Consider the following 11,635-nt stretch of genomic DNA (forward strand, 5'->3'; position numbering starts at 1 on the left):
CCATGAAAACCCCTCCCGCAGCGGGCGCGAACCACCGGGTGCTGATCGTCGAAGACGACCATGTCATCGCCGGCAATCTGTACAGCTTCCTGGAGGCGCGGGGCTTTCTGCCCGATGTGGCGTACAGCGGACCCGCGGCCCTTCAACGGTTGCAGGAACAGCGTTTTGACGCCGTGCTGCTGGACATCGGCCTGCCCGGCATGGACGGCAACGCCGTGCTGCATGACATGCGCACGGAACGGCGGCTGGCCGTGCCGGTGCTGATGCTGACCGCGCGCGACAGCCTCGAAGACAAGCTGGCGGGCTTTTCCCATGGCGCCGACGACTATCTCACCAAGCCGTTCGCGCTGCTGGAAGTGGAAGCGCGGCTGCTGGCGCTGATCCAGCGCGCCAAAGGGTCGACGGTCGATGCGGAGCGCACCTTCGGCCCGCTTCAGTTCGACGCGCGCAGCCGCGTCGTGTCGGTCAGCGGCGTGCCGGTCCACCTGACCCGCAAGGCGGGCCTCATCATCGAGGCGCTGCTGCGCGACCCGGGCCGCGTGGTGACGCGCGAAGAACTGGAATCGGTCCTGTGGGGCAACGAACCGCCCTCGTCCGATGCGCTGCGCAGCCAGGTCCACCTGCTGCGGCGCGCGCTGGCCGACGCGGGTTTTGACGGCATCGAGACCGTGCACGGCACCGGCTGGCGCCTGACGCTGCCCGCCGCCGCATCATGAGCCGCGCCGCCGCCGGCACGCTGACCCAGCGCGTGGTTTGGGCACTGACGGGCACGGTCGCGCTGTTCGTCACCGCGCTGGCCCTCCTGGCCTACCTGACGTTCGACCAGATGGAAGACGATCTGGTCAACGACATCCTGAACACCGAGATGGACCGCCTGGTCCAGCATGCGCGCAGCAGCGACGAGTTCCTGCCGCGCCACGGCGCGCGCGAACTCGGCGGATCCATGCGGGCGTGGCTCAGCGTGGACGGCCAGCCGCCCGCCGGCATGCCGCCGGAACTGCTTTCGCTGGAAAACGGACTGCACCTGATCGAACCTGGCGCCTACACCTGGCACGTGATGGTGGCCGAGACGGGCCGGGGCACCGTGTACCTGCTGTACGACGCCACCGACAACGAAGAGCGGGTGCACGACTTCGGGCTGATCGTGCTGGGCGTGGGCGCCATCTGCGTCGTGCTCGCCTATGGGTTGGCGCGTCGTGTGGCGGGGGTGGCGGTCGGACCGTTGCTGGATCTGACGGACCGGCTGTCGACCTGGGCGCCGGGCTCGCCTGACATGGCCGTCACGCGCGACGACGAGGCCGGGCGTCTCATTGAAGCCTTCAACCGCGTGCAGAACCAGGTGGACCGGTCCATCGCCCGCGAACGCGAGTTCGCCAGCAACCTCAGCCACGAGGTGCGCACGCCGCTGGCGGCGATCCGCTCGGACAGCGAGCTCATGCTCCTGACGCAGGCATTGACGCCGGATCAGCAGCAGCGCCTGACACGCGTGGTGGACAACGTGGACGACGTCATCGTCAGTCTGGAAAGCGCGCGGGCAATGGCGCGCGACGAGTTGCGCGCGCCGGAACCGGTGGACATCGCCGAGTGCATGGAAGACGCGTGGCGGGGGCATGCCGCCCAGGCCAGTCTGGCCGACCTGCGCTTTGACAATCAATTGCCCGCCGGCCAGGTGCTGACGCTGGACCGCTACGCCTTGCTGACCGTGCTGCGCAACCTCGTGCGCAACGCCATCGAACACGCCGCACCGGCCACGCTGACCGTGGCGCTGGACGCGGAGGGCGGATTGGCGTTGCGCGACAACGGCAAGGGCATTGCTGCCAGCGATCTGCCTTTTCTGTTCCGCCGCTATTTCAGCGGCCGCCTGCGCGATTCCGGCGTGGCGGGCGGCGACGAGACGGCGCGCGGGCTGGGCCTGGCGATCGCCAAGCGCGTCTGCGACATGCAGGGCTGGTCGCTCAGCGTCGAATCCTCGCAAGCAGAAGGCCCGGCGCGTGGCACGCGCTTCCTGCTGCGTTTCGAGCCCGACGAGCGGGGCGGCCCGACGGCGAAAATTTGACGAATTTTCGACTGGCGGGACCGTAAAGTGCGCTGGCCCGAAACGTCCGGAACTTCGTCTCCATGCCGTCCCCATTGCTGCAGTCCCCCCTGGTGCCGGCGCTGCATGCGCCGACAAGAACCCGCTATCTGCTGACCCACGTCGCGGGCGTGACGCTGTTGCTGGCCTGTATGGCCTGGTGGTCACAGGCGTCGGGACTGGACATGCGCATCGCGCGCGCGCTGTTCGATCCGCTGCTGGACGACTTTCCGCTGCATGGCAGCCGGTGGCTTGAATTGCTGGGCCACCGGATGGTGCTGGCGCTGCCGATCAGCGTGGGTCTGGCCGCGGCGGGCGTTGCAGCGGGCAGCTACCGCATCGCGGCGTGGCGGCGCTGGCGCGGGGTGGCCTGTGCCGTCGCGATCACGTGCCTGACGGGGCAACTGCTCATTACGCAACTCAAGCATCACACCATGCTGCCGCGCCCCTACGATCTGGAGACGTTGGGCGGCTATACGCCTTATCCGGTGCACTGGTGGACCTGGGCAAAGGCGCGCGCCGGCGGCGCGTTGCCCAGCGGCCATGCCGGCGCGGGCTACGCCTTGCTGACCCTTTACTTCGCGGGGTGGGCGTTGGGCCGCCCGGCGTGGCGCTGGAGCGGACTGGCGATCGGCGTGGCGGCCGGCGTGGCGTTTTCGGCGGTGCGCATTCTGCAGGGCGCGCATTTTCTCAGCCAGACGCTTTGGTCCGCCGCCCTGATGTGGCTGCTGGCGGCGGTGTTCTTCTATCCGCTGATCGCGGGGCGGGCGCCCGGATGCCCGCCCCGCCAGCACCGCGTCAGTTGAGCAGCACGCCCGGCAACCATAGCGAGAACGCCGGCACATAGGTCACCAGCGCCAGCGCGGCCAGCAGCGCGCCGTAGAACGGCCAGATGGTGCGCATGACCGTCCCCACGGATACCCCGCCGATGGCGCACCCCACAAACTGCGTGGTGCCCACCGGCGGCGTGTTCAGCCCCAGCGCGCAGTTCAGCAGCAGCACCATGCCGAACTGCACCGGCCCCATGCCGTACTGCATGCAGATCGGCAGGAAGATCGGCGTGCAGATCAGGATGGTGGCGGCCATGTCCAGGAACGTTCCCAGCACGAACAGGATGATGTTGACCATCAGGAAGATGGCCCACGGCTCCGTCGAGATGGACGCCATCAGCTGCCCGGTCTTTTCGGCCACGCCATAGAAGCTGATCAGGTAGCCGAACGTTGCCGAAATGCCGATCAGCAGCAGCACCACGCCCGTGGTCTTCACGGCCTTGCTGGCGGCGCGCACGAACTGGTCCCAGGTCAGCGAGCGGTAGACGAAGATCGTCAGCGCCAGGGCATACAGCACCGCCACCGCCGCGGATTCCGTCGCGGTGAAGACGCCGCTCAGGATGCCGGTAATGATCAGCACCACCACGAACAACCCCGGCGCCGCGGCGACCAGCGAGCGGAACACGATGTGCCAGCCCGGAAAGGTGCCTGCCGGATAGCCGCGGCTGCGCGCCACGAAATACGCAGCGGCCAGGTTGCACACGGTCAGGATCAGGGCGGGCACCACGCCTGCCGCGATCAGCGCCGCGATGGACACCTTGCCGCCCGCGGCCAGCGTGTAGATGATGATGTTGTGGCTGGTCGGCATCAGCGCGCCCACCAGCGCCGCGTGGGTTGTGACGTTCACCGCGTAGTCAGCGTGATAGCCCTCGCGCTTCATCATCGGGATCATCACGGACCCCATCGCCGACACGTCCGCCACGGGCGATCCCGACACCCCGCCGAACAGCGTGCAGGCCACCACGTTGGACATGCCCAGGCCGCCCCGCACATGGCCCACCAGCGATTTGGCAAAGTTCACGATGCGGTCGGCGATGCCGCCGTACAGCATCAGTTCACCGGTGAAGATGAAGAAGGGGATGGCCAGGAACGAAAACGCGTTCATGCCCGAGGTCATCTGCTGGAAGGCCACCGCGAGCGGCAGGTCCTCGTACATGATGGCCGTGATGGACGACAGCCCGATGGCAAAGGCCACCGGCACGCCGATCACGAGGAACCCCATGAAGGTGAAGGAAAGCAGTGTCAGCGCCATGCCGGGACCACCTTCTGGTTGCGCAGGATCGCGATGATGTGCTCGATGGAAAAGAGCGCGATCAAGGTGCCCGACAGGGTTGCAGGAACGTACTTCCAGGCGTTGGAGATGCCCAGGTTCGGAATCTTGTAGGCCGCGACGGACTCGGCCAGCACGCCGCAATTCCAGGCCATCAGCACGCCGAACAGCAGCACGAGCAGATGGATGAAGATGCGCAGCCGCCGCTGCCCGGCGGCGGGCAGGGCGTCCAGCAGCGACTCGAAGCCGATATGGCCGGCGTCGCGCACGCCGACCGCGGCGCCCAGCATGGTGACGTACAGCACCAGCAAAAGGGCCAGGCTTTCTGCCCAGGTCGGCGTGCTGTTCAGGACGTGGCGGCCGAAGATCTGCAGCGAGACAGCGACGATCAGGCAGATCAGCCCGAAGACGCTGGTCCACATGCAGATTCGCGCCAGCCGGGCGCAGGCGCGGGAGTAGGCATCCAGCGGGGCAGCCAGGGCTTCTTCCCGGCCCCCCGCGGCGACATCTGGTTCATTCGTGGGTGTGGCCAACATGATGTCCTCACTGCACGGCCTGGATCTTGGCGACCAGATCCTTCATTTCAGGGGTGGTGACAAAGCGTTCGTACACCGGCTTCATCGCACCCTGGAACGAGGGTTTATCGACCTGCGAGATCTGCGAACCGGCCTTCTCGACCACGGCGCGCGACTTCTGCTCGCGTTCGTCCCACAGCTTGCGCATGTACGGCACCGATTCGCGCGCGGCCTCGCGCAGGATCTTCTGGTCGTCCGGCGGCAGCTTGTCCCACTGGCGCTTGGAGAAGATCAGGATCTCGGGCGTCATCGTGTGCTCGGTCAGCGAATAGAACTTTGCGACCTCGTAGTGATGCGCGCTCTCGTAGCTGGGAAAGTTGTTCTCGGCCGCATCCACCAGTCCTGTCTTGAGCGACGTGTAGACCTCGCCCATCGGCATCGGCGTGGCGTTGCCGCCCATCGCTTCCACCATCGCGACGGACAGGTCCGACTGCTGCACGCGGATTTTCAGGCCCTTGGCGTCGGCCAGCGTCTTGATCGGCTTCTTGGTCGTATACATGGAACGCGATCCGCTGTCGTACCACGCCAGTCCGACGAAGCCCGCAGCCTCGCACGAGCGCAGGATCTGGTCGCCGATCTCGCTGTCCAGCACCTTGTGCAGATGCTCTTTGGAGCGGAACAGGAACGGCAGCGACGGCACGCGCGTGGTCTGGCAGATGTTGTGCATCGCCGCGCTGGAGACGCGGGACATGGCCAGCGCGCCCAGCTTCACCTGCTCGATCGAATCATCTTCGTTGCCGAGCGCGCCGCCGGAAAACACCTTCACGGTGATGCGGCCGTTGGTCCGTTGCTTGACCAGTTCGCCGAAGTGGCGCACGGCCTGCACAGTGGGGTAATCGTCGGGATGGATGTCCGCGGAGCGCAGCTCGGCGGCGTGGGTGGCGGGAATCAGCGTCAGCAAGGCGGCCGCGGCCAGAACGGCGCGGCTCAGGTGAGGGTGCAGCATGTCTACCTCCGGATGGGGTACGGCGTTTCGTTGAGGGCCGTGATGGCCCCGAAGCTCTTTGATATGCACTGCCTGCTCGGGGTGGGCGCGCGCGAAGCCGCCCGTCGGGTGCTAACCGGCGCTGGCGGTTTCCTCCAGGCCCTGCACGCCGGGGTGCAGGGCGAATACCGCGCCATCCAGCGCGCCGGGAGCGGCGTTCGCGGGACGGATCGACGTGACGAAAAGGGTGTCCATACCGGCGCCGCCGAAGGCGCACATGGCGACCTTCGCGGCAGGCACGTCCAGGGTGCGGTCCAGACGGCCGTCGGGGGTGTAGCGGTACACCTTGCCGGCGTCGTTGCCGCAGATCCAGTAGCAGCCCGCCGCGTCCACGGCGGCGCCGTCCGGGCGGCCGGCGGGCAGGGCGGGGATGAAGACGCGGCGGTGGGACGGCATGCCGGCATCGGTGTCGTAGTCAAACGCCCAGACGGTCGCGCGCGATGGGTGCGAATCGGACAGGTACATTGTCCGGCCATCGGGACTGAAAGCCAGGCCGTTGGGCACGATCAGGTCGTCGAGCAGCACGGACGTGCCGCGCGCATCGTGGCGGTACAGTGCGCCGGCGGGCCAGGCGAGGCCCATGTCCATCACCATGGTGCCGGCCAGGAACCGGCCCTGCCGGTCGCAGCGGCCATCGTTGAACCGCATGCCGGGCGCGTTGTGGGCCACGGCGGCAAGTTGCCGGGGCAGGCAAGCCTCGCCCTCGCGCAGGGCGTCGCAGGCATAGAGGCCGTCTTCCATGGCCAGCAGCCACCCGTCGCCGCGCATCGCCATGCAGCCCGCCATCTGCGGCAACGCCCAGTGCGCGAATGCGCCGGTCTCGGGCGTCCAGCGCCACAGCGTCTTGCCGGGGATGTCGGTCCAGTAGAACGCCTTGTCCGCGCGCCGCCAGATAGGGCTTTCTCCGACGCCGCACAACAAGGTTCCAAGACGTTCGGCGGTGATGGACATGAAAGGCTTCAGGCGTTCGGGAAGGGGAAGGGGCCGGCCTTGACGAAGGCGCCGCCCTGGTAGCGCGCCGCGGGATCGTCCGCGGCCAGCGGGGGCTGCGCCTCGACCTGCGCGCGGAAGCGCTCGGAAGAGTCCTTGGGCGCAAAACCAAGCACGGCCGCGCCGCTGTTGTCCCACCAGCTGTCGCGATTGGCCGACGCACCATACACGATGAGGTGGCCGACGTCGGGAGTGAAAAGGGATCGGACAACCAGATCGGTCAGGTCGTCGTGGCTGAGCCAGGTGACCAGCATGCGCCGGTCCCTGGGTTCGGGAAACGACGAGCCGATGCGCAGGCAGACGGTCTGGATGCCATATCGGTCGAAGTAGAAGCGCGACAGGTTTTCGCCGTAGGCCTTGCTCAGGCCGTAATAGCCGTCGGGTCGCAGCGGCACGTCGGCGTCCAGGGTCTGTCCCTGTTCATAAAAGCCGATGACGTGGTTGGAGCTGGCAAACACCACGCGCCGCACGCCGTGCAGGCGGGCCGCCTCGTAGACGTTGTAGACGCCCTGGATATTGGCCGGCAGGATTTCTTCGAAGGGGCGCTCGACTGACACGCCGCCCAGATGCACGATGGCGTCCGTGCCGCGCACCAGTTCCGACACGGCGGACGCGTCGGCGAGATTGCATTGCACGACCTCTTCGCCGTCTTGTGCGGGGGCCATCGCCGCCACGTCGGAGACGCGCAGGATGTCCGCATGAGCTTTCAATCGGGGACGCAGTACCAGGCCCAGGTTGCCGGCGGCGCCGGTCAATAACAAACGATGACACCGAAGGGATTCAGGCATGTTGTTGACAGCTCGGCTCATGACGCAACGCTCTGTGAATGGCGCGGTGGAGTGGACTTGTCTGGTACGTTATCGTACAACTGTCGCAAAGTATAATGAACGCCATTTTTCAGCGTCAAGCGCTGCGCAACCGCTTCCGGATAATCCCTGATGAACGCTCCCGCCGATACCCCTGTTTTGCCGCAGCGTCGTCCCCGCAACCTGGCGCAAGGCCTGGTTGAAAACATTTCCGAACGCATCCGCAGCGGTGAAATCCGCCCGGGCGACAAGCTCCCCACCGAATCCGCCATCATGCGTCAGTTCGGTGTAAGCCGCACCGTCGTGCGCGAGGCGCTGTCGCGTCTGCAGGCCTCGGGTCTGGTCGAAACGCATCACGGCGTGGGCACCTATGCGCTTGAGCCCAGCGGCGGCGGCGACTTCCGCGTCGACCCGGCCGACATCGCCACCGTGCGCGACGTGCTGGTGCTGCTGGAACTGCGCATCTGCCTGGAAAGCGAGGCCGCGGGCCTGGCCGCCATCCGCCGCAGCGACGAACAGTTGCAGGCGATGCGTCGCGCGCTGGATGCCTTCAAACAGGCGCTGGATGCGGGCGGTGACACCATCACGCCGGACTTTCAATTCCATCTGCTGGTGGCCCAATCCACCGACAACCGTTACTTCGCGGACCTCATGGCGCACCTGGGTTCGGCCATCATTCCCCGCACCCGCATCAACTCCGCCAAGTTCGCCCTCGAAGACCGCGCCGCCTATCTAGCGCGCGTGAATCTCGAACACGAAGACATCTACAGCGCGATCACGCGCCAGGACCCCGAGGCCGCCCGCGCCGCCATGCGCACGCACCTGAGCAACAGCCGCGAACGCCTGCGGCGCGCGCAATAGCCATCGTATTGAAGGCGATTGGTTCACGTGTGATGTCGTACAACGTTTGAACCGCCTCGCGCCGCCGTCGATAAGCCCGAAACCGCGTTACTCTTGGCGCGGTTATTTTTTTGGTTCTCGAAACGGCATGGTTCTGCGCGGCACATCAGGCAATACGCATTCTTCGTTGGGACAGGCATGTCCCGTTGTTCGGAGGGGTGCGGCATGCGTCGTCTGACACTTCGATTCATCATCGCCATCCTGGTGCTGCTGACACTGTCGCGGCTGGGGTTGGCCTTCTGGATGTGGGACCGCGTCGAAGCGGCCGGGGGCCTCGGGCCGCTCCTCTTTGGCGGACTGCGCATCGACGTGTGCCTGCTGTCGATGGTGATCGCGCTGCCGGCGGTGTTTTCGCCGTGGTTCGGCCACCGTCCGCTTGCCGCGCGCATTACCGCGTGGTGGTTCCGCGTGTGGTGGATGCTGTACGTGCTGCTGGAAGTGTCCACCCCGCAATTCATCGCGGAATACGACACCCGTCCCAATCGCCTCTACTTCATCTACCTGCTCAATCCGAAGGAAGTGGGCTCAATGCTGTGGCAGGGCTACAAGGGCGTGCTGCTGGCCGCCTTCGTGGTGCTGGTCCTGGCGGCCTGGCTTGCGGTCAAGCTGTTCCCGACGCGCACGCGCGATCCGTTCATGGGATGGTGGAAGCGGCCTGTCGCATCCTTTGTGATCCTGGCGCTGGTGTTCCTGGGCGCGCGCGGCACGCTCGAGCATCGCCCCATCAATCCCGCCAAGGTGGCCTTCAGCTCGGACGCCATGGTGAACGCGCTGGCGCTCAATTCGCTGTACAGCGTGTTCGACGCGGCCTATCGCATGCGCGACGAACGCTCGTCGGCCGCGATGTATCCCAAGATGGCCGTGGACGAGATGAACGCCATCGTGCGCGAGAAGGCCGGCATGACCGGCGCGCCACTAGATCCGACGCTGCCCAGCCTGCATGAGCAGAAGGCAACCGTGCGGCGCGACAAGCCGCTGAACGTGGTGATCATCCTGCAGGAAAGCCTGGGCGCGCAATACGTCGGCAGCCTGGGAGGCCGCGACCTCACGCCGAACATCGACCGGCTGGGCAAGGAAGGCTGGATGTTCCACCGCGCCTACGCCACCGGCACGCGTTCGGTGCGCGGCATCGAAGCCGTCACCGCGGGCTTTTTGCCCAGCGTGGCCGATGCCGTGGTCAAGCTGCCGCGTTCGCAGACGGGCTTTTTCACACTGGCGCAGTTGCTGGGCAAGCACGGCTATCACTCGCGCTTCGTGTATGGCGGCGAGTCCCACTTCGACAACATGCGCGCCTTCTTCCTGGGCAACGGCTTTGACGAGATCGTGGACCGGCCCAAGTTCGTCGACCCCGTGTTCGAGGGATCGTGGGGCGCCTCCGATGAAGACATGTTCAATCAGGTCGACCGCCTGCTGCGCGCGGACGGCGACAAGCCGGTGTTCACGCTGGCGTTCTCGGTGACCAACCATTCGCCGTGGGAATATCCGCCCGGGCGCATCCAGCCCGTGGGCGATCCGGCCACGGTGGATAACACGGTGCGCTATGCGGACTGGGCGCTGGGCCAGTTCTTCGACAAGGCGCGCAAGGCGCCGTATTGGGACAACACGGTCTTCCTGGTCATCGCCGACCACGATTCGCGCGTTTACGGCTCCATTCCCGTGCCGGTACGGCATTTCCAGATTCCAGCGCTGATCCTCGGCGCGGGCATCGCGCCGCGGCAGGACGATCGGCTGGTCAGCCAGATCGACATGGCGCCGACGCTGCTGTCCTTGATCGGCCTGGATAATGTGAACCCCATGCTGGGCGCCGATCTGACGCAGCGCGATCCGAACCGCGCGATGATGCAATACGCGGACAACTTCGGTTATCTGAAAGGCGATCAACTGCTGGTGCTGGAGCCTTCCAAGGCGCCGCGCCAGTTCCGTTACGAGGCCGCGCCGGTGGGACAGGACGAGACGTATGCGCCGGTCGAGCCGGCGGATCCCGCGCTGACGCAGGAGGCGTTGGCGCACGCGTTGTGGGCAAGCTGGGCGTATCGCGAAGAGAAGTACCGGCTGCCGTGACGCATATGACGACCAAGGCGGCCACCCCGGCCGCCTGCCTTGATCCTGCTCAATCCGCATTCCGCGGGCCAATAGCACACTGGCGCCCATGACAACGCCCAACACGTCCTCGGGAGCCTCCCGCCCCGCATCTCCGGCGCTCTCCAGTGTCCAACACGCCGCGCAGCGCCAGCGTCCCCGTATGGCGATCCCCGTGCCGCGTGGCCGTTTTGCCTGGATCACCGGGGTCATCAGCTCGGTCTGGCTGGCCGCCAACACGCTGTTCTGGTGCCTGCTGCTGTTTCCGGTCTCGCTGCTGAAGCTGGCGTTGCCTTTTGCCGCAGTCAGGCGCCTCATCGATCCCATTCTGAATAGCATCGCCACCGCGTGGGTGGCGTGCAATTCCAGCTGGTTCGTACGCATCCAGCCGCAGGCCTGGGACATCCAGGGCAACAAGGACCTGCGCTATGCCGACTGGTATCTGGTCAACTGCAACCATCAGTCGTGGGTCGACATCTTCGTGCTGCAGTACTCGCTGAACCGGCGCATTCCGCTGCTCAAGTTCTTCCTCAAACAGCAGCTCATCTACGTGCCGGTCATCGGTCTGGCGTGGTGGGCGCTGGACTTTCCCTTCATGAAACGGCACGGCAAGGCGGCGCTGCGCAAGAACCCCGACCTGGGGCGCCAGGACCAGGAGGCCGCGCGGCGCGCCTGCGCCAAGTTTTCGCTGGTACCCACCAGCGTGATGCTGTTTGCCGAAGGCACGCGTTTCAGCCAAGCCAAGCGCGCGGCGCAGAACTCGCCATACCGCCATCTGCTCAAGCCCAAGGCCGGCGGTCTGGCGGTGTCGTTGAATGCGATGGGGGCGCAGTTCCGGTCGATGATCGACGTCACCATCGCCTATCCGGATGGCGCGCCGAGCTTCTGGGATTTCGCCTGCGGACGCGCAGGACAAGTGCTGGTGCGCATGCGGCAATTGCCGGTGCCGCCGGCGTTCTGCGAAGCCGATTACTCGCGCGACAAGGCGTTTCGCACCACGTTCCACCAGTGGCTTGGGCAGCAGTGGCAGGCCAAGGACGACGAGATCGAGGCGCTGGTGGCGCGCCCGGGGGCACCGGGTGCGGGGGCGTCAGATGCGGGGGCGCCTGCCGCGGGATCGCCCGTC

11 protein-coding genes are annotated in these 11,635 nt (G+C 66.4%); 6 read left to right on the forward strand and 5 right to left on the reverse strand.

What is annotated here, in order from left to right:
• The first annotated feature begins 2 nt into the window (after window positions 1-2).
• The 3 genes from B2W22_RS22535 to B2W22_RS22545 all read left to right on the forward strand — a co-directional run bounded on the left by B2W22_RS22535 (window position 3) and on the right by B2W22_RS22545 (window position 2,880).
• Window positions 3-716, forward strand: coding sequence for a response regulator transcription factor (locus B2W22_RS22535; RefSeq protein WP_286939609.1), 714 nt, complete (start codon window positions 3-5; stop codon window positions 714-716).
• Entirely contained in the window at window positions 713-2,056 is a 1,344-nt protein-coding gene (locus B2W22_RS22540) for a sensor histidine kinase (RefSeq protein WP_218342893.1), read from the forward strand. The genes B2W22_RS22535 and B2W22_RS22540 overlap by 4 nt, the downstream gene beginning before the upstream one ends.
• A 62-nt stretch (window positions 2,057-2,118) precedes the next feature.
• On the forward strand, window positions 2,119-2,880 hold the full coding sequence (locus B2W22_RS22545; RefSeq protein WP_255595167.1) for a phosphatase PAP2 family protein: 762 nt from the start codon (window positions 2,119-2,121) through the stop codon (window positions 2,878-2,880).
• On the opposite strand, the gene B2W22_RS22550 is transcribed toward B2W22_RS22545, so the two are convergent.
• The 5 genes from B2W22_RS22550 to B2W22_RS22570 form a co-directional block, all read right to left on the reverse strand.
• A complete protein-coding gene (locus B2W22_RS22550) occupies window positions 2,873-4,156 on the reverse strand; it encodes a TRAP transporter large permease (RefSeq protein WP_175122524.1) in 1,284 nt (427 codons plus the stop codon). The genes B2W22_RS22545 and B2W22_RS22550 overlap by 8 nt on opposite strands.
• The gene (locus B2W22_RS22555; protein ID WP_175122525.1) at window positions 4,147-4,710 is read right to left on the reverse strand and encodes a TRAP transporter small permease; all 564 of its coding nucleotides are present in this window, start codon (window positions 4,708-4,710) and stop codon (window positions 4,147-4,149) included. The genes B2W22_RS22550 and B2W22_RS22555 overlap by 10 nt, the downstream gene beginning before the upstream one ends.
• A gap of 7 nt (window positions 4,711-4,717) precedes the next feature.
• A complete protein-coding gene (locus B2W22_RS22560) occupies window positions 4,718-5,695 on the reverse strand; it encodes a TRAP transporter substrate-binding protein (protein WP_175122526.1) in 978 nt (325 codons plus the stop codon).
• A 111-nt stretch (window positions 5,696-5,806) separates the two neighbouring features.
• Window positions 5,807-6,685, reverse strand: a complete 879-nt coding sequence (locus B2W22_RS22565) for an SMP-30/gluconolactonase/LRE family protein (protein WP_175122527.1) — start codon at window positions 6,683-6,685, stop codon at window positions 5,807-5,809.
• 8 nt (window positions 6,686-6,693) lie between these two features.
• Window positions 6,694-7,512 carry an NAD-dependent epimerase/dehydratase family protein gene (locus tag B2W22_RS22570; RefSeq protein ID WP_254594915.1) on the reverse strand — a complete coding sequence of 273 codons (819 nt, stop codon included), beginning with the start codon at window positions 7,510-7,512 and terminating at the stop codon, window positions 6,694-6,696.
• 150 nt (window positions 7,513-7,662) lie between these two features.
• Between B2W22_RS22570 and B2W22_RS22575 the strand changes: the two genes are divergently transcribed.
• The 3 genes from B2W22_RS22575 to B2W22_RS22585 form a co-directional block, all read left to right on the forward strand.
• Entirely contained in the window at window positions 7,663-8,391 is a 729-nt protein-coding gene (locus tag B2W22_RS22575) for a FadR/GntR family transcriptional regulator (RefSeq protein ID WP_175122529.1), read from the forward strand.
• A gap of 204 nt (window positions 8,392-8,595) precedes the next feature.
• On the forward strand, window positions 8,596-10,491 hold the full coding sequence (locus B2W22_RS22580) for an LTA synthase family protein (protein WP_286939610.1): 1,896 nt from the start codon (window positions 8,596-8,598) through the stop codon (window positions 10,489-10,491).
• A gap of 193 nt (window positions 10,492-10,684) precedes the next feature.
• Window positions 10,685-11,635, forward strand: a 951-nt coding sequence (locus B2W22_RS22585) for an acyltransferase (RefSeq protein WP_286939655.1), incomplete at its 3' end; no start/stop codon positions are given.

Source organism: Achromobacter sp. UBA4530 (genome assembly GCF_002388205.1).
Classification (GTDB): domain Bacteria; phylum Pseudomonadota; class Gammaproteobacteria; order Burkholderiales; family Burkholderiaceae_B; genus Achromobacter; species Achromobacter animicus.

Excerpts from the sequence above, each read along its gene's own strand:
- B2W22_RS22550 (WP_175122524.1), bottom strand. The coding sequence starts at position 4,156 with ATGGCGCTGACACTGCTTTCCTTCACCTTCATGGGGTTCCTCGTGATC.
- B2W22_RS22535 (WP_286939609.1), top strand. The coding sequence starts at position 3 with ATGAAAACCCCTCCCGCAGCGGGCGCGAACCACCGGGTGCTGATCGTC.
- B2W22_RS22570 (WP_254594915.1), bottom strand. The coding sequence starts at position 7,512 with ATGCCTGAATCCCTTCGGTGTCATCGTTTGTTATTGACCGGCGCCGCC.
- B2W22_RS22580 (WP_286939610.1), top strand. The coding sequence starts at position 8,596 with ATGCGTCGTCTGACACTTCGATTCATCATCGCCATCCTGGTGCTGCTG.
- B2W22_RS22565 (WP_175122527.1), bottom strand. The coding sequence starts at position 6,685 with ATGTCCATCACCGCCGAACGTCTTGGAACCTTGTTGTGCGGCGTCGGA.
- B2W22_RS22575 (WP_175122529.1), top strand. The coding sequence starts at position 7,663 with ATGAACGCTCCCGCCGATACCCCTGTTTTGCCGCAGCGTCGTCCCCGC.
- B2W22_RS22560 (WP_175122526.1), bottom strand. The coding sequence starts at position 5,695 with ATGCTGCACCCTCACCTGAGCCGCGCCGTTCTGGCCGCGGCCGCCTTG.
- B2W22_RS22545 (WP_255595167.1), top strand. The coding sequence starts at position 2,119 with ATGCCGTCCCCATTGCTGCAGTCCCCCCTGGTGCCGGCGCTGCATGCG.
- B2W22_RS22555 (WP_175122525.1), bottom strand. The coding sequence starts at position 4,710 with ATGTTGGCCACACCCACGAATGAACCAGATGTCGCCGCGGGGGGCCGG.
- B2W22_RS22540 (WP_218342893.1), top strand. The coding sequence starts at position 713 with ATGAGCCGCGCCGCCGCCGGCACGCTGACCCAGCGCGTGGTTTGGGCA.